Origin of the sequence: Clostridium facile, assembly GCF_014297275.1 — a bacterium.
Lineage (GTDB): Bacteria > Bacillota > Clostridia > Oscillospirales > Ruminococcaceae > Massilioclostridium > Massilioclostridium facile.
In genome coordinates, this window is sequence record NZ_JACOQK010000001.1 from 859,317 (window position 1) to 881,599 (window position 22,283).

A 22,283-nucleotide genomic window follows, 5' to 3' on the forward strand; every position below is an offset into this window, starting at 1 on the left:
GGTGATACAATTGAAACTGTTGAATTTTGGTTCTTTAAATATTGATTATGTGTATTCTTTGGATCATTTGGTGCTGCCAGGAGAAACCATCAGCTCCAACCGAAGAGATATTTTCTGCGGCGGAAAAGGGCTGAATCAGTCCATCGCATTCGCAAAAGCCGGCGCAAAGGTTTACCATGCTGGAAAAGTTGGACAGGATGGCAAACTTCTTTTAGATGTACTGGAACGGCATGGGGTGGATTGCAGTTATGTCCAAACCATTGAAGGCGCTTCCGGTCATACCATTATTCAGGTGGACAGGAAAGGGGAAAACAGTATTATCCTATATGGGGGAGCCAATCGGATGATAACACCAGAAGATGTCACCGAAGTCCTTTCTCACTTTACAGCAGGGGATGTGGTCGTTCTGCAAAACGAGATTTCCTCTTTAAAAGAAATCATCCTCCAGGCGCATGATAAAGGAATGAAAATTATCTTCAATCCCGCCCCATTTGAGCAAAAGTTGCTAGAGTATCCTCTGGAATATATCGACCTGTTGATTGTCAATGAGGTGGAAGGCGGACAGTGTTCTGGCAAAACCGAACCAAAAGAGATTTTAACTACCTTATATAACCGCTACCATACAGCGGTGTTGCTCACCTTGGGGAAAGAGGGAGCAATGTACTATGACGGGGATGATATGGAATCTCATCCAATCTACCCATCTAATGTGGTGGATACCACCGCGGCGGGGGATACCTTTACCGGCTATTTCTCTAACGCCCTGCTCACTGGCTCCACGCCAAAACAGGCGCTGGAATTGGCATCAAAAGCTTCCTCTATTACGGTATCTCGCTTTGGCGCAGCGGATTCGATTCCGTATTACGCAGAAATTCAAGAACAGTTTGGAGAATAAATAACTATGGACCGTGTACAAAAAGCATTGGATTTATTTTATATAGGTTACAATTGTAGCCAGTCTGTTTTTGCGGCATTTAGTGACCTGTTTGGCATTCCAGAACAGCAAGCATTATTATTATCTTCTGGTTTTGGTGCCGGTATGGGCGGCCTGCGGGAAAAATGTGGCGCTGTTACCGGAATGTTTCTGTTGGCAGGGCTAGCACATGATGGCTATGACCGTACAGACATCCAATCCAAAAAAGAACTTTATGATTGGATCAAACAGTTGGATCAGGAGTTCACACAAAAAATGGGTACTACTTGTTGTCGAGAACTGCTTACCAACGCCAAATGCCTTGTGAAAGAGAACCCATCCGAACGAGATGAAAAATATTATCAAAAACGTCCTTGCGCTTTGTTTGTAGAAACTGCCGCAAAGATGGTACAGGAACATTTGCTTCCACACTTAAAAGAAGAAAAAGCTTAATTTCAGGAGGTCAACTTCAATGGACAACCAATCACCTATTTGTCACCGATGTATGCACCCAAAAGGGAATGCGGTTATTTGCCCTAACTGCGGTTATGTCAACGGCAGTGTACCGGTTAACCCAGCATACTTAAAGCCAGAAACCCTCTTAGATAACCGTTACATAGTTGGGAACCTGCTGTATTCAACCCATGAGAGTGCTGTATATATTGCATATGATATTCAAATCAACACTGTGGTAGAAGTGAAAGAGTTCCTGCCAGATTCCATTGTTACCCGTAATCCGGAAACTCAGAAACTGGAGATTGAGTCGGAAAAATTCGAGCTGTTTAAAAGGGCGGCAAAAGAATTTTTAACACAAAACCAGGCTTTATCTAAAATTAGGACAATGTCTACATTGGTGCAAGCCTATGAGATTTTCGCCCAAAATAACACTTGCTATGTGATTATGGAGCATGTAGAAGGGGTTAAACTAAAGGATTATCTGCTGGACCATTATGGAGAACTTTCCTGGGAAGAAACTTCTAAAATGTTCTTGCCTGTTATTAAGCATTTAGGTCAGCTTCATGCCATGGGATTAGTCCATGGGGGACTAAGTCCGGAAACCATCTATGTTACAGTAAAAGGCCAGGTGAAAATTGGAGGATTCTGTATCCCATCTATGCGTATGACTAATGCGGAACTTCCAGTTGTAATATATGATGGTTACGCCGCTCCGGAGCAATACGAAAATGAGGAGCAGTCCTATGGTTCTTGGGTGGATGTATATGGTATGGCAGCGGTATTGTATAAAACCTTAACAGGAACTATGCCAACGGATTCCAAAAGCCGTACCTGTGTAGACAATTTGGTGCAATTAGCAGTGTTAAATCCATCGGTTCCAAACAACGTTTCAGTGGCAATTACCTCCGCTATGACCCTTTCCTTCCGTATTCGTACCCAGACCATGACCGACCTGTACGCTGATTTATCCGCCCCTCCAAGGCAACAGGCTGCGATCGCGGAAAAGGTGGAATCTTTAATCCAGGAACAGGAACTAGACCAGGAAACCAACAACACCAAAAAATATATTATGATTGCGGTGGGGATTACCGCAGCTGTATTAATTTTGGTTTCCGCGTTAGTATTGTACTATCTGTTTGGAAATAATTCCAATGATAAAGATAAAAATACTTCCAGTATCCTCAGTTCAGAAGTGGAGGAGAGTTCCTCTGAAGAAAGTTCTTCCCAAACTTCTTCCAAAGAGAGTTCCTCAAAAGCCTCTTCTAGTGCAACAGTATCCAACCAGGATGGATATTTAATGCTCAACTTAGTAGGGCAATACTTGAATGTAGTAAAAACAGATTCCAAATATTCGATGTTAACGGTAGAAGCGGAGTATGAATATAATGAGCAATATCCAGAAGGTGTTATTATCAAACAAAGCATTGAACCAGATGAGCCAATCAAAGAGGGACAAACGGTAAAGGTAACCGTCAGCAACGGCTCAAAATACCGGGAAATCCCACAATATACTGGACAAAGCTGGTCCGCTTATAAGAACCAGCTGGATAATTTGGGCATTTTATATGATACTAGAACCGTTTCATCAGAAGGAGCTGCTTCTGGCACAGTAGTGGCAACTAGCATTGACCCTGGACAGAAAATCGATGTTACAACCAGTAGGCTGGTTGTCTCCATTGCGGAATAATAAAACCTACTTATCGATATAGAACCGTCAGTTTCAAAAAGGACTGGCGGTTTTTGTATAGCCATTCGCATTATAAGTTCTGGAATTTCATTTACTCATATTCCTGGTACAACATGGTTTTCTCGTAGCTCTAAGAGTAAATATATTTTTAATTGTAAATAATATATGAACAAAACCTTGCTTTGACCCTATATCTTTGGTATAATAATTTTAATATATAATTATGCAATATAGAAAAAATCATATATCCAATGATTTGTAATAAACCATTATGAGAGGATGTTTTTATGATTAAAAGCATGACAGGGTTTGGTCGTGCCCATCAAATCATCAATGGTCGTGAAGTCCTGGTGGAGATTAAATCGGTGAATCACCGTTATTTTGAGTTTAACGCCAGGGTACCACGCACCTATGGCTATTTAGAAGAAAAACTAAAATCCTATATCCAGGGGATGGTTTCCCGTGGTAAGGTAGAAGTATCTGTTAGCATTTATACTTTGGAAGGCACGGATGCGGAAATTGAAATCAATTCCACTGTAGCCAAAGGATATGTCCAAGCACTGCGGAACGTTAAAGAGAAATTGCAGTTGCAGGATGACCTTTCCCTTTCCACTGTGGCTAGATTCCCGGATGTATTCAACGTACATAAGGTGATTGAGGATGAGGAAGTAATCTGGGCATCCGTCCAGCCCGTGGTACAGGAAGCATTGGACCAGTTCCTGGAAATGCGCACTGTAGAGGGAGAACGCTTAAAAACCGACCTTCTTGCAAAACTGGATGAGATTGAACAGATGGTTGCTGTTGTAGAAGAACAATCCCCAAAAACTGTGGCTGCTTACCAGGAGCGTCTGTTCGCCAAATTACAGGAAGTGTTGGAAAACCAGGAGATTGACCAAGCTCGCATCCTCACTGAGGCAGCTATCTTTGCGGATAAAGTGGCAGTAGATGAGGAAACGGTCCGTTTGCATAGCCATCTGGAACAGTTCCGTCAACTGCTGCAAAGTGACCAGCCTGTGGGCAGGAAATGCGACTTCTTGGTACAGGAAATTAATCGGGAAACCAATACCATCGGTTCCAAAGCAACCGATTTGGAAATTTCTAAAATTGTCATCGACCAAAAATCCGTCATTGAAAAAATACGGGAACAGATCCAGAATATTGAATAGGGGGAAATAGCAATGAAATTGATTAATATTGGGTTTGGGAATATGGTTTCTGCCAACAAATTGGTGGCAATCGTTAGCCCAGATTCCGCCCCTATCAAACGCATTATCGGGGACGCGAAGGAAAAAGGCAGTTTGATTGACGCTACTTATGGCCGCCGTACCAGGGCGGTTGTGGTAATGGAAAGCGACCATGTTATTCTGTCCGCCTTACAGCCAGAAACTGTTGCCAACCGTTTAAACGACGATACAGATGGGGAGGATGAAGCAAATGAATAAAGGCTTGTTATTGGTGCTATCCGGTCCATCCGGCAGCGGGAAAGGCACAATTAACCAAGTTATCGCAGAGGATCCTAATGTGTTTATTTCAGTGTCTGCTACAACTCGTCAGCCAAGAGAAGGGGAACAGGATGGCAAACACTATTATTTCCTCTCAAAGGAGGAGTTCGAATCCCGCCTTTCTACCGGAATGATTTTGGAGCACAATGTATATTGTGGTAACTATTATGGAACCCCTAAAAAAGAGGTATACGAACATCTAGAACAGGGTCATGATGTGATTTTGGAAATCGACGTAAACGGCGCCTTAAAAGTAATGAAAGAAAATGACGTTGTCAGTATCTTTATTATGCCTCCAAGTTTAGAGGTGTTGGAACAGCGCCTTCGTGGCAGAGGAACAGAAACTGAGGAAGTGGTGCAGCAGCGTTTAAACGAAGCGCTAACTGAGATTTCCAAAGCTTATGAATATGATTATATCGTTGTCAATGACAATTTAGAGGATGCTATCGCCCAAGTTAAGGCGATTATCGTGGCGGAAAAATGTAAAACCGAACAAAATGTTGAGTTGATTAAAGGAGTGTTGAGCTAATATGAGTATGAATAGACCTGCAATTACAGAGATTTTAAAACATGGTGAGAGCTACTATTCTTTGGTGGTTGCCGTTGCAAAACGTGCCCGTGAAATTGTAGACCAGGCCAACGAAAAAGGCGATATTGTAGGAGGCAAACCAGTTTCCCTGGCAGTGGAGGAATTCGCGAAAGGCCAGTGCAAAATGGTGGAATCCGATGAGGTTACAAAATTACAATAGTGTTGGAGGCATTTTATGCTGGAAGGAAAAGTTGTTGTATTAGGGGTTTGTGGAGGGATTGCCGCCTATAAAATGGCGGATTTGGCAAGCCGGCTGACCAAAAATGGTTGCGAAACCCACGTGATTATGACCCAGAATGCAACGGAATTAATACAACCCCTTACATTTGAAACATTAACCAAAAATAAATGCTGTGTTTCTACTTTTGAGCGGGTGGATAACTGGGAAGTAGAACACGTCGAGCTAGCAAAAAAAGCAGATCTTATGGTAATCGCTCCCGCAACCGCTAACACCATCGCCAAAATGGCGCATGGCATTGCGGACGATATGCTGACTACCACCGTTTTGGCGGCTACCTGCCCAAAATTGGTGTATCCATCTATGAACACCCGCATGTATGAAAACCCGATAACCCAGGATAATCTGCAAAAGCTTCGTTCCTATGGCTTTTTTGTGGAGGAACCAGATTCCGGTATGCTCGCCTGTGGAGACAGTGGAAAAGGTCGCCTGCCAGAAACAGAGCAGATTTATGAACGGATCTGTCAACAAGTCTGTTATACTCAGGACATGAAAGGGCTTCGGGTTTTGGTAACCGCTGGCCCTACCCAGGAGCCAATCGACCCAGTGCGGTATATTACCAATCATTCCACCGGAAAAATGGGCTATGCCATCGCAAAAGCCGCCTGTATGCGGGGGGCAAATGTCACTTTGGTTTCTGGCCCAGTGAATCTGCCACGGCCAGCAGGCGTTACAGTAGTTCCAGTGGTCACCGCCCAGGATATGTTCCGCGCTGTCACCAATATTTCCAATGAGTACGATATTATTATCAAAACAGCAGCGGTGGCGGACTACAAACCAAAGTTAGCTGCTGACCATAAATTGAAAAAAGGGGAGATGGATTCCCAGCTGGAACTGACTAGAACCAAGGATATTCTTGCCGAATTGGGCGCAAGGAAACGCCATGGGCAATTCCTTTGTGGTTTTTCCATGGAAACCCAGGATTTAATCGAAAATTCTGCCCAAAAATTAGAAAAGAAAAACTTGGATATGATAGTTGCTAACAGTATATCCGATCCAGGGGCAGGTTTTGGGGTGGATACCAATATTGTAACCCTGATTACCAAAGGCCAGATTACCCCGTTGAAGAAAATGTCCAAACAGGCTTTGGCTCAGGTATTGTTAGATCAAATTTTAGCACATCGGGGATAAAAAGGAGGGCTGGCATTGATTGCGAAAATAGCAGTGGAAAAAACCTCTATCCGGTTTGACCGCCTGTTTGATTATGCTGTGCCAGACCATCAACAAGCTCAGGCAAAAATAGGCTGTAGGGTTAGCGTGCCATTTGGTAATGCCAACCAGTATCGACAAGGAGTTATCCTTGACATAAAAAATGACCAGCCAGAAATAAAATTAAAAACAATTGCCGGATTTTTAGATGATCAGCCAATTTTGTCAAGTAAAATGGTTGACATTGTTTTTTATCTGGTGCATTCTACTTTTTGTACTTATTATGAGGCGATCCGCACGATTTTGCCAGCGGGTTTCTCTTATTTTTTAAAAAAAAGCTATCAGTTTATCGACCGGCTGGAGGGGCTGGAAAATTATTCTCCTCACCAGCTGGAGCTGCTCTCGTTTTTGCGAAAAGCGGCAAATCAGCAAGAAGTGGATAGGATTGTTCAGCATCAGTTGGAATCTGGTCGCCGTGCTGATATTGATTTTTTGATTCAGCAACAGGTGTTAACCCCTTCGGTTTCTTCCAAACGGAAACTAGGGGATAAAACAGTAAATATGGTCAAAATGACCGACCCAGAGTTTGACCCCTCCAGCTGTAAACTCTCCCAGAAACAGAAAAAGGTGGTTTCCTTTTTGCTGGAGTTGGGAGCGGTTTCGATAAAAGAGGTATGTTATTTTTGTGGTGTCACAGATATTGTGGTAAAAAACCTGGCAAAGCAAGGGATTGTCACCCTATATGAACAGGAAGTATATCGCACCCCATATGAAGCGGCAACGCCAACGCGAAAGCCGGAGTTGGTATTGACTCCACAGCAGCAGGAAGTATTAGATGGCCTGCTGCATCAATACTATACCAACCGTCCTAGCGTAGCGCTGCTCCACGGGATTACTGGAAGTGGAAAAACCCAGGTATTCCTCAAACTCATTGAAAAGATGATACAGATGGGCAAGCAAACCATTTTGATGGTGCCAGAAATCTCCCTTACTCCTCAAATGCTCCAAAAATTCCAGTTGGCGTTTGGCTCGGAAATCGCTGTGATGCACAGTAGCCTTTCCATGGGGGAACAGATGGATGAATATAAACGGATTAAAAATGGAGAAGTTAAAATCGTCATTGGTACCAGGAGCGCGGTTTTTGCTCCGTTGGAACAGTTGGGGTTAATTATCATGGACGAAGAAGGGGAATCTACCTATAAATCCTCGGATATGTCCCCCCGTTACCACACTCGGGATGTGGCAAAATATCGGTGCATCCAGCAAAAAGCCTTGCTCCTGTTGGCATCTGCTACCCCTTCGGTGGAAAGCTACTATGCAGCAAAGCAAGGAGTGTATTCCTTGTATGAGCTCAATCAACGTTATGCGGATGCCCAGCTCCCTGAGGTGACCTTGATTGATATGCGTCAGGAGCCATCTTCTTTGATTACCGGTGTCAGCGAATATCTGGCGGAGGAAATCGCCAGGAATCTGCAGCAGGGGGAACAGTCGATTTTGCTCTTAAACCGGCGGGGATACCGTTCTGTGTTGAGCTGTGTGGATTGTGGTTGGGTGGCGGAATGTCCCCATTGTAGTGTGGGTATGACCTACCACCGTGCCAACGGCTACCTGATGTGTCATTATTGTGGATATTCCCAGGAGCTTCCCAAAACCTGTCCAGAATGTGGGGGAAGCCATCTGATGCTCACCGGACAGGGTACCCAGAAAATTGAAGAAGAGGTACAACAGTATTTCCCAGATGCCCGGGTGCTTCGCATGGATGCGGACACCACCTTTACCAGGGCGGCTTTGGAATCCAAAATCCAGAGTTTTTCCAAAGGGGAATATGATATTTTAATTGGAACCCAGATTGTAGCCAAAGGGCTGGATTTCCCCAATGTCACGTTGGTGGGGGTGCTCTCCGCTGACAGCATGTTGTTTGGGGATGATTTTAAATGCCATGAGCACGCTTTTTCCATGCTGACCCAGGTGGTGGGCAGAAGCGGAAGGGGCGGTAAAAAGGGCAGGGCATATATCCAGACTTATAACCCCGACCACCCCGTTATCCGGCAGGCAGCTTCCCAGGATTACCAATCCTTTTACCAGGATGAAATTGTGGAGCGTGAGGCGTTTTTTTACCCGCCGTTTTGCGATATCTGCCTGGTGGGGATCACTGGCAGGCAGGAACAACAGGTGGATATTGGGGCAAGGTTGTTCCTCACCGTATTAAAACAGGCAACAAAAGGCTTGCGGCAGAACATCCCCATGAAAGTATTGGGGCGCAGCAAACCTTATATTTATAAAATGAATAATAAATACCGCCAACGCATTATCTTAAAATGCAGGAACAACACGGCGTTCCGCCAATTGATGCGGAAAGTGCTGGTTTACACCGCCTCCCGTAAGGAATGTTCCAACCTGCATCTTTATTGTGATATAAACGGCGAAATTAATTAATAGTAAGAAAGGAAGATCATACCTATGGCTTTACGAAATATTGTGATAGATGACGATTCGATTTTGCGGAAAAAATGCCGTGAAGTGACCGTATTTGACCAACGCCTTCATCAGCTCCTGGACGACATGGCGGAAACCATGTATCAAGCGGATGGGGTTGGTTTGGCTGCCCCTCAGGTAGGCGTTTTAAAACGGGTTGTAGTGATTGATGTTGGGGAAGGGCTAGTTGAACTGATCAACCCAGAAATTTTGGAAACTTCCGGTACCCAGACTGGTTCCGAAGGCTGCCTTTCCTATCCAAATGAGTTTGGGATTGTCACCCGCCCTAATAAAGTAAAGGTAAAAGCCTATGACCGCAACGGCAATGCCATCCTGGTAAAAGGGAAAGAATTGATGGCAAGGGCGCTTTGCCATGAAATTGACCACTTGAACGGGGTTGTATTTAAAGATTTAGCAACAGAAATGGTGCGTGAATAGAATGAATGTTATTTTTATGGGGACGCCGGATTTTGCGGTGGCGAGCCTGCAAAAATTGATTGATGCCGGCCATACGATTCAGGCGGTTTTTACCCAGCCGGATAAACCAAAGGGAAGGGGATATAAATTACAGCCCCCACCAGTCAAACAACTGGCATTACAGCACAATCTGCCAGTATACCAGCCACTTACCTTGAAAGACGATGAACAGATCAATTTCATTCGGGAACTTCATCCAGATGTGATTGTAGTGGTGGCTTATGGCAGAATTTTGCCAAAAGCAGTATTGGAGATCCCACCTTATGGTTGCATCAATGTGCATGGTTCTCTCTTGCCGAAATACCGTGGGGCAGCTCCTATCCAGTGGAGTGTCCTCAACGGTGACCCAGTGGCAGGGGTGACCACCATGTATATGGCGGAAGGTTTGGACACCGGGGATATGATTTTAAAATCCGAAATCCCAATTGGAGAAAATGAAACTTCTGCTGAATTGTTTGACCGCCTGACAGAGATCGGTGCGGATTTGTTACTAACAACCCTAGAACAGATAAAGGCGGGAACAGCACCACGCATCCCGCAAGATGACAGCCAAAGCTGTTACGCTCCTATGCTGAGCAGGGAAATGAGCCTGTTGGATTTTGCCCAACCAGCCCAGCTGGTGCATAATAAAATCAGAGGGTTGTCCGATTGGCCCGCTGCCTACACCATGTTAAATGGCAAAAAATTAAAAATATACCATTCCGCTATTGTAAAAGGAAAAAACGGTAAGCCAGGAGAATTGTTAGATGCCAAACGCTGCATCATCGCCTGTGGGGAAGATGCGGTGGAGTTGTTGGAAGTCCAGCCGGAAGGCTCTAAACGGATGGATGGCCGTTCCTTTTTAAACGGAAAAAAGCTGGCAAAAGGGGAATGCCTTGGCTAATCAGTATGCCCGTCATTTTTTTGCAATGATTTGGATACAAAACATCTGTTAATTTTTCATCTTTTCCAGGTATACTAATCATGATTCTATTTTATCTGTTACAGAAAATAGGAAAATTGAGATTGTCGAATCAATCTAATTAAGTATACTTGCTTAAAATATAGTTTATTTTCAATCAAACGTTATTTTTTCTCTCTTGGCATTCAATGATACCTTAGAAATGATATCTACTTTGTAAACCAGTTGTGTTTTCATTATGCCATTAAGAAAATGATCGGTTGGTGGAATTTTCGGCAATCTACAAACGATATTATAAAACAGGAGTTTGTATAAAATGGGCTATTATTTTTATCCTTATTTCAGCTATATTCTTTATATGCTGCCAGCAATTATCATTACGGTTTTCGCACAAATTAAAGTAAAAAGCAATTTCGCAAAGTACAGCAAGGTGTACAACCGCCGTGGATATACCGGCGCCATGATTGCCAGGATGATTCTGGACCAGAACGGTTTAAATCATGTGGCAATTGAGATGGTTTCCGGTCAACTTACCGACCACTACGACCCCCGCACTAATGTAGTGCGGTTGTCCAGTTCGGTGTATAACAGCACTTCGGTGGCTGCGTTGGGGGTTGCTGCCCACGAGGTTGGCCACGCCATCCAGCACAGCCAGGGTTATGTGCCAATGAAACTCAGGGGTGCAATCATCCCTATTACTCAAATTGGTTCCCAGCTTTCCTGGCCATTATTTTTTATCGGGTTGATTTTCCAGATGGATATTCTGCTCACTATCGGTATTGTGCTGTTCGCGGCAGTTGTCCTGTTCCAACTGGTTACCTTGCCAGTGGAATTCAACGCTAGCAGCCGTGCTTTACGCACCTTGGAAAGCAACTATTATTTGGAACCAGATGAGATGGTTGGGGCAAAAAAAATGCTTTCCGCTGCTGCTATGACTTATGTAGCAAGCTTAATTACCGCAATCTTACAGCTGTTCCGTTTATTAGCAATTGCTGGAAACCGTAGAGACGACTAAGAACAAGGAGAAACTTCAGTGAAAACAGCACGACAAATCGCATTGGAATCCTTAAACCGTATGGAAAAACAGCAGGCGTATTCCAATTTAATGATGGAATCCCTGCTAAAGCACTCAGATCTGGATTCCCGTGACCGGGATTTTGCCTCCAAACTGTTTTACGGGGTGTTGGAAAGCAAAATTACCCTGGATTATATTATTACCTGCTATTCCAAACATCCTATCGAAAAAATGACGATTGAAATCCGCAATATCCTGCGTTTGGGGTTATATCAGATGATCTCCCTTCAGGTAGATGATTTTGCCGCAGTGAACGAAAGCGTTAACCTAACAAAGGCAATCCACAAAAAAGCGGCATCTGGTTTTGTCAATGCGGTATTGCGGAACTTTTTGCGGGATGGGAAAAAAATTAACTATCCTGACTCAGAAAGAAAACCGGTACAGTATTTTTCCCTACGGTATTCCTGTCCAGTCTGGCTAGTAGAAAGTTTGTTTAATGAATACGGTAGGGAAGTAGCGGAACAGCTACTACAACAGCAAATGGGCAGACCGCCGTTAACTTTGCGAGTAAATCCATTAAAAACTACAAAAGAGGAACTTTCCATCCAATTAGAAGAACAAGGATTTACCTTAAAACCCCATCTAATGGAAAACTGTGTTGAAGTGTTGGATGGTGGTTCATTGGCAGATACAGCTTTGTTTGAGCAGGGAATGTTCCATGTCCAAGATGTGGCTTCCCAACTATGTGGACAGGTTGTAGCAGCTTATCATCCAGATTCTGTTTTGGATGTTTGTGCTGCTCCAGGAGGAAAAACCTTTACCATTGCCGAGGAATTAAAAGATACCGTTCCAATAACAGCTTGTGATCTCCATGAACATCGGGTAAAATTGATTAAATCTGGAGCGAAACGCTTGGGGCTTTCTTCGGTACATGCCCAGGTATCTGATGCCTCTATTTATCATGAAAAAATAGGTAAATTTGGATTGGTGTTATGTGATGTACCATGCTCTGGTTTTGGAGTAATCCGCCGGAAACCGGAAATCAAATATAAATCAGAACAATCAGTGGAGGGCTTGCCAAAAATACAGATGAATATTTTAGAAATAGCCAGCCAATATGTAAAAGCAGGGGGCGTGTTAATCTATTCCACGTGTACCCTATCCAAACGGGAAAATCAGGAGGTCACCAAGGCATTTTTGCTCCAACATCCTGAATTTTCTCCACTCCAGCTGCCTGAGGTACTCACCCAATTTTATCCTCATGCAGGCTATGATTTGACATTTTTACCAAACCAGCTTGACAGCGATGGTTTTTATCTTTGTGCTATGAAGAAAAGGGGAATTACAGTTTGATTGATATCAAATCGCTTACCTATCAGCAGTTGGCTCAGGTAATGGAACAAAAAGGTCAGCCAAATTTCCGGACGAAACAGATTTTTGAATGGCTACATAAGCGGAATGTATCCGACTTTGGACAAATGACCAACCTTTCTGCACAATTGCGGGAAGAATTATCCGCTGAATTTTATTTGAATTGCTTAAAAATCAAAAAAAAGCTTGTATCTCGTATTGATGATACGGTAAAATATTTATATGAACTCCAGGACGGGGAGTGTGTGGAGTCTGTTTTCATGAAATACCAGTATGGAAACAGTATTTGTATCTCCACCCAGGTAGGCTGTCGGATGGGGTGCAGTTTTTGCGCTTCCACCAAAGCTGGATTTGTTCGTTGCCTTACTCCCTCGGAAATGCTGGAGCAGGTTTACCGCACTGAGCAGGATACCGGGCAAAAGATTTCTAATATTGTCCTGATGGGTATTGGGGAACCGTTGGATAATTTTGAAAACGTTATGGCGTTTTTGGAACTGATTTCCCATCCTTCTGGCAGGAATTTAGGCCAGCGGCATATCACTTTATCCACTTGTGGGCTTGTCCCCAGAATTTACGAACTGGCTGATAGAAAATTGCAGATCACCCTGTCCATTTCCCTTCATGCCCCCAACAATACCATGCGTTCTAAAACGATGCCAGTAAACTTGAAGTACCCCATTGAGGAGTTGTTGGAAGCCTGTTGTTACTATATTCAGCAAACAAACCGTAGGATTTCTTTTGAATACGCTTTAATTAAAGGGGTAAACGACAGGGAACAGGATGCCAATGAGCTGGCGGCAAGGTTAAAACCCTTACTCTGCCATGTAAACCTGATTCCAGTAAACGAAATCAAAGAGAGAGATTATCAAGCAAGTAAAAAACAAAATGTAATCCGTTTTTCCAGGTTGTTAGAACAAAGTGGCATTAATGTCACTGTCCGCAGAACATTGGGACAGGATATTAATGCTGCTTGTGGCCAACTACGGCGGGATAATCGATCCTAAAGGAGGATTTTTTGTGCAAATATTTGGTAAAACGGATGTAGGCTTAGTCCGTGAGACCAATCAAGATACCTTTATGTCAGGAGATTTGACCCCGTCTGTTGGTTTTGCATTGGTTTGTGATGGCATGGGCGGCGAAAATGGCGGCAATGTGGCAAGCCAATTAGCAAGGGATATTATTAGTACTCAGGTAATGCAAAACCTAAGAGAATACATGGACCCTCGTTCTGTTTACCACTTGATATTGGCTGCATTGAACGCTGCTAATAGTGTGGTTTATGAAAAAGCCCAACAGCAGCCTGCTTTGGCAGGAATGGGGACAACCGCTGTTCTGGCAGTGGTGATGAACGACATTTTGTATATCGGTCATGTTGGGGACAGCCGGGCATACTTGCTTCGGAAAGGAAAACTGACCCAGCTTACAAAAGACCATTCTTTTATTCAATATTTATTGGAACATGGTCAGATTACGGAGGAACAAGCAAAATCCCACCCTCAGAAAAACCAGATTACCCGCGCAATTGGGGTAGAAGCTACTGTGGAAATTGATTATAATGAATTTCCATGCAAATATGGCGATAAAATCCTCCTTTGCACGGACGGATTAACCAATTGCTGCAGCGAAGCGGAAATTTTATTGATTTTAGAACAAAATAATGCCCGCCAATCGGTAAAACGTCTGTTGCAGGCGGCAAAAAAACATGGCGGCCATGATAATATTACCGCAGTTGTATTGGAATGCTGATGTATTCCATTTTTCATAAAATCTTGATGGACAATTTAAGTGAAACAGGAGGAAAGTTTGAATGGATAAATTCATCGGCAAGCGTTTAGACGGACGGTATGAGTTTAAAGAGCTAATTGGCATGGGCGGTATGGCAAATGTCTATAAGGCTTTTGATATTGTAGACCAGAAATATGTGGCAATTAAAATTTTAAAAGAAGAGTATCAGGGCAATGAGGAGTTCCTGCGCCGGTTCCGCAATGAATCCAAAGCGGTTGCAGCGTTATCCCACCCTAACATTGTCCGCATCTTTGATGTGAATTTTGGCGACCGTATTCAGTATATTGTCATGGAGTTGATTGACGGCATTACCTTAAAGGAATTCATGGAGAAAGTAGGGGTATTGAGTTGGAAAGATGCGGTACTGTTTACCGTTCAGATTCTCCGCGCTTTACAACATGCCCATGATAAAGGGATTGTCCATCGGGACATCAAACCGCAAAATATCATGCTGCTGGAGGATGGCACCATCAAAGTCATGGACTTTGGTATTGCACGCTTTGCAAGGGATGAAAAACGTAATACCGAACAGGCAATCGGTTCTGTTCATTACATTAGCCCAGAGCAGGCAAGCGGCGAGGTAACCGATGAAAAATCAGATTTGTATTCTGTGGGTGTTATGCTCTATGAGATGCTGACGGGAAAACTGCCATTTGACGGGGAAACCCCAGAAGAAGTTGCTGTAAAACAGATGCAAGCGATTGCGCCGGCTCCGCGTTCCATCAATCCTGACATTCCAGAAGGATTGGAGGAAATCATTGTCCGCGCTATGCAAAAAAACCCAAATAAACGGTACCAAAGCGCAGCGGAGATGCTCCGTGATATCGATGAATTCAAACGGAATCCAAGCATTGTATTTGAATATAAATATTTTGATGAAGGGACTACAAAATATTTTAATGTGGCCCAGAAGGATGAGGAACAGGAAGAGGAAGAAGAAACCAAAAAATCCAAATTCCTGCCAATCCTATTGGGGGTATCCATTACATTTGTTGTCATTGCGGCAATTTTGATTACCTTAATGTTGGTATTAAAACAGCCTGCTCCAGAAGATGTTGTGGTACAGGACTTTACCGGTATGAATTACCATGATGTACAGAACATGGAAGAATATAAAAAGATTGATTTTAAAATTGTCAGCGAATACAATTCCGAATATACGGAAGACTTGATTTTTGATCAGGAACCTGACCCAGATATTAAAATTAAAGAAAACGGCAAGATAACTCTTTATGTCAGCAAAGGTTCCCAACAGGTAAAAGTACCGGATGTATCCGGTTTGGATATTGATGCCGCAGTGGCCAGATTAAAAGAAGAAGGATTTACTGGTTCCATCAATAAGGTAAAAAAAGAAGATAGTAGTGTGCCAGCTAATTGTGTGATTAGCACAGACCCAAAAGCGGGTACAAAACTAGATCCAAAACAGGCGATAACGGTATATTACAGCTATGGGCAGAGCAATACTGTCTATGTTCAGGATGTTGTAGGGAAAGACCAAGGTAGTGCCCGCAGTGCCTTGGAAAGCCAGGGATTAAAGGTTAATATTCACACAGTGAAAAGTGACAAACCAGCAGGTACGGTTATTTCTCAAGACCCAAGAGGAGGAAATACTGTTGCGGTTGGTGCAACAATTACTTTGACCGTTAGTGATGGTACAGGAGTAGTTACTTCTTCTGCGCCAGAATCTTCCCAGACTCCATCTTCCAGTCAGCCAGAATCTTCTGCCCCATCCTCTTCTGAAATTGAGGATGAAAGTAGCACTCCAAATAATAGTTCTTCTAATGATAACACCAGCAGCAGAAACAGGTATGGTACATGGAACAGGGATTAATTGTAAAAGCAATCAGCGGATTTTACACTATAAAATCCGCTGATTCTGCAATAGAATACGAGTGTAAAGCAGCAGGGGTATTTCGTAAAAAAGGGATGTCCCCTTATGTAGGGGATCAGGTATTATTTGCCCCCCAGGATAATATGGTAAGGGAAATCCTTCCCCGAAAAAATGATTTTGTCCGCCCACCTTTGGCGAATTTGGATCAGCTTTTTTTCGTGATGTCCTGTACCCAGCCTGTACCCAATTTTTTTATTACCGATAAATTAATTGCCATTGCGGAACACAAACAGATTGAACCTGTTATTGTTATTACAAAATCAGATTTGGAATCCCCAGACAAAATACGGTCTATTTACCAGCATGCTGGCTTTCAAGTCATTGTAGTAAATAGTGATGAGGATTTAGGGCAAATTCTAGCCTGTTTGCCAGGAAAAATCAGCGGATTTTGCGGTAATACTGGTGTGGGAAAGTCCACTTTGTTGAACCGTCTCATGCCCCAACTGCAACTAAAAACAGGAGAAACCAGCACAAAGCTGGGGAGGGGAAGGCATACCACCCGCCATGTTGAACTGTTTGAAATCAACGGTGGATATGTAGCGGATACACCTGGATTTTCCACGGTGGATACTATGCAATACGAAGTGATTACAAAAGAAGAATTACAGTATTGTTTCCGAGAATTTACGCCTTTTTTAAACCAGTGTAAATTTACGGGATGTTCTCATACAGTAGAAAAAGGCTGTGCAGTGCTGGCAGCGCTCCAGCGTGGGGAAATTGGCATTACCCGCCACGAGAGTTATTGCCAGATGTATGAGGAGGCAAAAACAATCAAAGAGTGGGAACTGAAAAAATAATATTTGGAATTTATGCGTTTCAACTTATTTTTTGATGTTTCTAAAACAGGTATTAAAAAAGATTAATCGTTGGTGCGAACCATAAGCTCTCATAAATTCTCTATGTATTCGCACTAAAAAATACGGAATATGGCAAAAATTCATCCTGATGTAGCGGTGATATTTTGATTTTTTACACTAACCCTCCAATATCTAGGGCGGAAATTTTATAACTTACTATATTTTGCGGTCGCTGCCCCCACGGGCAGCGTGGATTGAAATCGAAACGGCTCGACCATTTGTACCAGTACAAGGTCGCTGCCCCCACGGGCAGCGTGGATTGAAATATAAAAATTATGTACTATAAGGCGGTGAAACATGGTCGCTGCCCCCACGGGCAGCGTGGATTGAAATAAGAAATTTATAAACAAGCAGTACCAGAAAACTGGTCGCTGCCCCCACGGGCAGCGTGGATTGAAATGAGTTTGAACTTACATATCACGATCAGTCGATAGATAGACGCTGCCCCCACAGGCAGCGTGGATTGAAATTATTCTTTAGGTAATCCCGAATTTTTGCCTATTAAGTCGCTGCTCCCACGGGCAGTGTGGATTGAAATTACAAAAATGCTCTTCCCAATGAAATTCCGCACAGTATTGTTGTTCTTATGGCCAATATAGAAATAACCATACGCAGAGGTATGAGATGAGAGAGGTTTTCTTTACGTAAATATGAAAAAACTCCTAATGATTTGTTCCATTAGGAGTTTTTTATTATAACTTGATTATTTTAAATATTTAGAGAATGCTTTTTTCGGGTTGGATGATACATTGTGTAGGAAATAAAGCAACCATACCAGAAAGCAAATAAGAGCCAACCACTGGTTTAACAGGCTTAATCCTGTTCCGACTACAAAGATAATAGATGAAACCACAAAAATGATCGCATGTCCTTTGCTAATTTTCTTTTTATCATATTGTTTTTGTTCTTCCTCACTTAAGGTATTAAAACCGGCAACCAAACCGGCAGCTTTTTCCCGCCCAATGAAAAAAGGCAAGGAAATCAATAACATTGTAATAGCCATAAGGACGCAGATTATTGTGCCAATATGGGTGGATAAAAATTCTTCCATTTCTATTTCACTTCCTTTTCGTTGCAAATCGGTCAGCAGATAAAATAGGAATTTGTTGCCTTACTTCCGCTACCTGCTCCAAATCAATTTCCACAAATAGGATTTCCTGCTGTTCCTCTAACTGATGGAGGATTTCCCCCCAAGGGGAAACAACACAGGAGTGTCCATAAGCGTGATAACTGGCAGTAGGATGATAAGCAGGGGAACAGGCTGCCACAAAGCATTGGCTGTCAATCGCCCTGGCACGTAACAACAGATCCCAGTGTTTTGGACCGGTTACCGGATTAAATGCTGCTGGACAAATGAGAAGTTTTGCCCCATCCAGCGCCATTTGTATCCATTGTTCCGGAAACCGCAGGTCAAAACAGATACCCACGCCAATTTTTCCGATACTGGTTGAAAAAACCGAAAAATGTTCTCCAGAAGAAAGGATACTGGATTCTTGAAACGAAATTTTTCCAGGAATATTGACATCGAATAGATGGTATTTCTGATGCTTTCCTAAATAGTTACCATGTTCAAACACAAAGCAGGTGTTGTAGTAGTGTCCTTTTTCCTGCTCTGGAATGGAACCTCCAACTAGGATACACTGGTACTTTCGAGATAATTCCGCTAAAAAACGGACGCTTTTACCGTTTTCCGGTTCCGCATATTCCGGAAATGCCTGGTTTTCATAGGGGCATTGGAACATTTCTGGTAGCACAATCAATTCCGCTCCTTGCTGAGCTGCTGTTTCCACCATCTTAGCGGCACGCTCCAAATTGTTTTCCTTGTCCCTGGTTACTTCCATTTGGCAGCACGCAATTTTACAGCCCATAAAAATCTCCTTTCTGTTTTTTATGTTGCAATACTCAAGTTTTAAAAATCGAATTATATTTTTTATTACTAGGCACTGAAAAATACCATTATTATATAGTTTCCATGTACAAATGATCTGGCTGATATTTCTGAACCAAATGCTATTTTGCACGCTGTAAATCTTCACAAACAAAATAGCTCCTGTTTTTTATTATAATGGTAAAAATCTATTTTGTCCATTGCTTTCTTCTGCAATTCGTGCCATAATAATAGTATATGTTTTACCAATCAGATCATCGGATGTCCATTTCCAGTATGGTCTGATTTTGCTTGAAGGAGGAAATTGCTATGATAACAAAGCCAGAAGAACGGAAAACAGAACTGCGTGAAATCGAACAAGGAACAATGATGGTGGAACATCTATTAAATACCGAGCAGATGGATGGTAAATGCCGCATGGTGGCAAAAGTGGTAATGCCAACCGGAGGGAAATTAAAATACCACCCCCATTTTAACGAGAGTGAAACTTACTATATTTTATCGGGAAACGGGATTTACAACGATGACGGTATAGAATATCCAGTAACAGCAGGGGATTTGACCTTTACTCCTAGTGGGCATAGCCATGGGATTTCAAATCCTTCCAAAGAAGACTTAGTATTTTTGGCGATAATTATCAAAGGGGAACAATAAACCCGTAGAAACTTTCAGAAAATTCCGTTGTTTTTTGTAAGAAATAAAAGTTGATTTTCTATTTCTAGTGTGATATGATAGTATTCACAACAATATGTTGTATATGATTATAGTTAAAGGGGTTTTATAATAAAATGGAAGCAAAAGAATGGCTAGGGGAACATAATCAGCTTGGGCTGGATATATGGAAAAATAAATACTGCTATGAGAACGAAACTTTTGACCATTGGTTGGATCGTATTACTGGAGGGTCAGAGGAACTAAAGCAGTTGGTAAAAGAGCAAAAATTTCTATATGGCGGTCGTATTCTATCCAATAGAGGATTGCAACATTTAGGCAAAAAAGTAAGTTTAAGCAACTGTTATGTGATTTCCCCTCCAGAAGATAATATTGAAAGTATTTTTGAATGTGCTACCAAATTGGCGCGCACCTATAGTTATGGTGGTGGATGTGGAACGGATATTTCTAAGCTTTCCCCACGGGGTGCAAGGATTAACAACGCTGCCAAACATACTAGTGGGTCGGTGTCCTTTATGGATTTATATTCCTTAGTAACAGAACTGATTGGTCAAAATGGGCGGCGTGGCGCATTGATGATTTCGATTTCCTGTTCCCATCCGGATGTAGAAGAATTCATTGGGATCAAAACTGATTTGAACAAGGTGACCAAAGCAAATATCTCTATCCGTATTACTGATGATTTTATGCAGGCTGTGAAAAAGAATCAGCCATACACTTTGAACTATACCCGTTTGGAAACCGGGGAACAGATTACAAAAGAAGTCAACGCAAAGGAACTCTTCCACAAAATTGCGGAAACCAACTGGGATTTTGCGGAACCTGGAGCTTTGTTCTGGGATACTATCCGTTCCTGGAATCTGTTAAGCAATACAAAAGAATTTGAATACGCCGGGGTAAACCCATGTGCGGAAGAACCTCTCCCAGCAGGGGGGAGCTGCTTGTTAGGAAGCTTAAACCTTACTAACTTTGTCAACGATCCATTTACCGAATCCGCCGCTTTTGATTTTGATGGATTTAAACAGGCGGTCTGCATTGCGGTACGGGGATTAAATGACGTGTTGGAAGAAGGGCTTCCACTACATCCATTAAAAGAACAGCAAGAAAGCGTTCGTAATTGGCGCCAGATTGGGCTGGGTATTATGGGATTAGCAGATATGCTCATTAAATTGGGAATTACTTATGGTTCCAAAGATGCCATTGCGCTGTGCGACAAAATTGGTTTTGCTATGGCGGATACTGCGATTGCGGAATCTGCCCGTTTGGCGAAAGAACATGGACCATTCCCAAAATGCAATATCCAGGAAATCACTACAACCCCATATTTCCTGAAAAATACTTCTCAAGCAACTAGGGATTTGGTAAAAAAATATGGGTTGCGCAATTCTCAATTGTTGACCATTGCCCCAACGGGAACCCTCTCCACCATGCTGGGGATTTCCGGGGGAATTGAACCAATATTCGCCAACTATTACGAGCGTAAAACAGAATCCCTCCATGGTAAGGATGTTTACTATAAGGTATACACTCCAATTGTAGAACATTTTATGAAAGAGCATAATATCATGGATGACAGCGACTTGCCGGAATACTTTATTACTGCTATGACGCTGGATTACAAACAGCGGATTCAGATGCAAGCGATTTGGCAAACCCATATTGATGCTTCTATCAGTTCCACTGTTAATGTACCAAACCAGTTCACTGTAGAAGAAACCGAAAACCTTTATATGTATGCTTATGAAAATAAGCTAAAAGGCATTACGATCTTCCGTGATGGCTGCCAAAGGGTTGGAATCTTAACAACCGATTCCACACCAGATGAAAAGAAGGTTCCAACTGCTGGAGAAGGTTTGGGCAGAGGGGACATAGTCCAGGTAAGCGATGATGTTATCGGCAAAAAGCGTAAATTGATGACAGGATGTGGCAGCCTCCACTGTATTGCATTGTTTGATACTAACACTGGTGCATTGCTGGAGACTTATTTGAGCAAAGGAAGTACTGGGGGATGTAATAATTTTATGATTGGGCTTTCCCGTATGATTTCCATCAGTGCCCGTGGTGGAATTGATATTTACACCATTATCGACCAATTGAATAGCACAGGTTCCTGTCCATCTTATACAGTACGGAAGGCAACCCGTAACGATACTTCCAAAGGGTCTTGCTGCCCGATGGCAGTGGGGAACGCCCTATTGGATATGTACAATGAAGTACAGGCAGAACTGGGGAATCAGGAACCAAAGCCAAAACCAATACCAACCAAAAAGGAAAAGCCAAAAAAGGTAGAAAATATCAATAAAGAATCCATCCTCTGCCCACAGTGTGGAGAACCATTGGCCTTTGAAGGTGGATGCAATATCTGCAAAAGTTGCGGATGGAGTAAATGTTATTAATATCAAGAAATAAAACCATGG

21 protein-coding genes and 1 CRISPR repeat array are annotated in these 22,283 nt (G+C 42.7%); of the genes, 19 read left to right on the forward strand and 2 right to left on the reverse strand.

Annotation, left to right across the window (positions count from 1 at the left end; all coding sequences use genetic code 11):
* The first annotated feature begins 1 nt into the window (after position 1).
* From H8Z77_RS03535 to rsgA, 17 genes are all read left to right on the forward strand, one after another.
* Positions 2-895 (forward strand): ribokinase, encoded by an 894-nt coding sequence (locus tag H8Z77_RS03535; protein WP_333724061.1) that lies wholly within the window; start codon positions 2-4, stop codon positions 893-895.
* A gap of 6 nt (positions 896-901) precedes the next feature.
* Positions 902-1,366, forward strand: coding sequence for a C-GCAxxG-C-C family protein (locus tag H8Z77_RS03540; RefSeq protein ID WP_186996200.1), 465 nt, complete (start codon positions 902-904; stop codon positions 1,364-1,366).
* 19 nt (positions 1,367-1,385) lie between these two features.
* Positions 1,386-3,056 carry a protein kinase domain-containing protein gene (locus H8Z77_RS03545; protein WP_186996201.1) on the forward strand — a complete coding sequence of 557 codons (1,671 nt, stop codon included), beginning with the start codon at positions 1,386-1,388 and terminating at the stop codon, positions 3,054-3,056.
* 287 nt (positions 3,057-3,343) lie between these two features.
* Positions 3,344-4,222, forward strand: coding sequence for a YicC/YloC family endoribonuclease (locus H8Z77_RS03550; protein WP_186996202.1), 879 nt, complete (start codon positions 3,344-3,346; stop codon positions 4,220-4,222).
* A gap of 12 nt (positions 4,223-4,234) precedes the next feature.
* A complete protein-coding gene (gene remA / locus H8Z77_RS03555) occupies positions 4,235-4,498 on the forward strand; it encodes an extracellular matrix/biofilm regulator RemA (protein WP_069988788.1) in 264 nt (87 codons plus the stop codon).
* Positions 4,482-5,087, forward strand: a complete 606-nt coding sequence (gmk, locus tag H8Z77_RS03560) for a guanylate kinase (protein ID WP_270739128.1) — start codon at positions 4,482-4,484, stop codon at positions 5,085-5,087. The genes remA and gmk overlap by 17 nt, the downstream gene beginning before the upstream one ends.
* Position 5,088: 1 nt before the next feature.
* Positions 5,089-5,307 carry a DNA-directed RNA polymerase subunit omega gene (gene rpoZ, locus H8Z77_RS03565; RefSeq protein ID WP_083256441.1) on the forward strand — a complete coding sequence of 73 codons (219 nt, stop codon included), beginning with the start codon at positions 5,089-5,091 and terminating at the stop codon, positions 5,305-5,307.
* 15 nt (positions 5,308-5,322) lie between these two features.
* Complete coding sequence (gene coaBC / locus H8Z77_RS03570) at positions 5,323-6,516, forward strand: bifunctional phosphopantothenoylcysteine decarboxylase/phosphopantothenate--cysteine ligase CoaBC (RefSeq protein WP_069988790.1); 1,194 nt, start codon at positions 5,323-5,325, stop codon at positions 6,514-6,516.
* Between the two features lie 15 nt (positions 6,517-6,531).
* The gene (gene priA / locus H8Z77_RS03575; protein ID WP_186996204.1) at positions 6,532-8,970 is read left to right on the forward strand and encodes a replication restart helicase PriA; all 2,439 of its coding nucleotides are present in this window, start codon (positions 6,532-6,534) and stop codon (positions 8,968-8,970) included.
* Positions 8,971-8,994: 24 nt separating this feature from the next.
* Positions 8,995-9,447, forward strand: a complete 453-nt coding sequence (def, locus tag H8Z77_RS03580; RefSeq protein ID WP_069988792.1) for a peptide deformylase — start codon at positions 8,995-8,997, stop codon at positions 9,445-9,447.
* A 1-nt stretch (position 9,448) separates the two neighbouring features.
* Entirely contained in the window at positions 9,449-10,369 is a 921-nt protein-coding gene (gene fmt, locus H8Z77_RS03585) for a methionyl-tRNA formyltransferase (protein ID WP_186996205.1), read from the forward strand.
* A gap of 334 nt (positions 10,370-10,703) precedes the next feature.
* Positions 10,704-11,402, forward strand: a complete 699-nt coding sequence (locus H8Z77_RS03590) for a zinc metallopeptidase (protein ID WP_069988794.1) — start codon at positions 10,704-10,706, stop codon at positions 11,400-11,402.
* 18 nt (positions 11,403-11,420) lie between these two features.
* Positions 11,421-12,755 carry a 16S rRNA (cytosine(967)-C(5))-methyltransferase RsmB gene (gene rsmB / locus H8Z77_RS03595; RefSeq protein WP_186996206.1) on the forward strand — a complete coding sequence of 445 codons (1,335 nt, stop codon included), beginning with the start codon at positions 11,421-11,423 and terminating at the stop codon, positions 12,753-12,755.
* Positions 12,752-13,777, forward strand: a complete 1,026-nt coding sequence (gene rlmN / locus H8Z77_RS03600) for a dual-specificity RNA methyltransferase RlmN (protein ID WP_286165422.1) — start codon at positions 12,752-12,754, stop codon at positions 13,775-13,777. Before rsmB ends, rlmN begins: the two co-directional genes overlap by 4 nt.
* A 13-nt stretch (positions 13,778-13,790) precedes the next feature.
* Entirely contained in the window at positions 13,791-14,519 is a 729-nt protein-coding gene (locus H8Z77_RS03605) for a Stp1/IreP family PP2C-type Ser/Thr phosphatase (protein ID WP_069988796.1), read from the forward strand.
* A 61-nt stretch (positions 14,520-14,580) separates the two neighbouring features.
* Positions 14,581-16,389, forward strand: coding sequence for a Stk1 family PASTA domain-containing Ser/Thr kinase (pknB, locus tag H8Z77_RS03610; RefSeq protein WP_186996207.1), 1,809 nt, complete (start codon positions 14,581-14,583; stop codon positions 16,387-16,389).
* Complete coding sequence (rsgA, locus tag H8Z77_RS03615) at positions 16,374-17,246, forward strand: ribosome small subunit-dependent GTPase A (RefSeq protein ID WP_186996208.1); 873 nt, start codon at positions 16,374-16,376, stop codon at positions 17,244-17,246. The genes pknB and rsgA overlap by 16 nt, the downstream gene beginning before the upstream one ends.
* Before the next feature lie 227 nt (positions 17,247-17,473).
* Positions 17,474-17,844: direct repeats of the CRISPR family, unit length 34 nt; unit sequence GGTCGCTGCCCCCACGGGCAGCGTGGATTGAAAT.
* Positions 17,845-18,009: 165 nt separating this feature from the next.
* On the opposite strand, the gene H8Z77_RS03620 is transcribed toward rsgA, so the two are convergent.
* Positions 18,010-18,357 carry a DUF3784 domain-containing protein gene (locus tag H8Z77_RS03620; protein ID WP_069988799.1) on the reverse strand — a complete coding sequence of 116 codons (348 nt, stop codon included), beginning with the start codon at positions 18,355-18,357 and terminating at the stop codon, positions 18,010-18,012.
* A 7-nt stretch (positions 18,358-18,364) separates the two neighbouring features.
* Positions 18,365-19,174 (reverse strand): carbon-nitrogen hydrolase family protein, encoded by an 810-nt coding sequence (locus H8Z77_RS03625; protein WP_186996209.1) that lies wholly within the window; start codon positions 19,172-19,174, stop codon positions 18,365-18,367.
* A 329-nt stretch (positions 19,175-19,503) separates the two neighbouring features.
* On the opposite strand from H8Z77_RS03625, the gene H8Z77_RS03630 reads away from it, so the two are divergent.
* Both H8Z77_RS03630 and H8Z77_RS03635 read left to right on the forward strand, forming a co-directional pair.
* A complete protein-coding gene (locus H8Z77_RS03630; RefSeq protein WP_069988801.1) occupies positions 19,504-19,848 on the forward strand; it encodes a cupin domain-containing protein in 345 nt (114 codons plus the stop codon).
* Positions 19,849-19,982: 134 nt separating this feature from the next.
* The gene (locus tag H8Z77_RS03635; RefSeq protein ID WP_069988802.1) at positions 19,983-22,262 is read left to right on the forward strand and encodes an adenosylcobalamin-dependent ribonucleoside-diphosphate reductase; all 2,280 of its coding nucleotides are present in this window, start codon (positions 19,983-19,985) and stop codon (positions 22,260-22,262) included.
* Positions 22,263-22,283 lie beyond the last annotated feature (21 nt).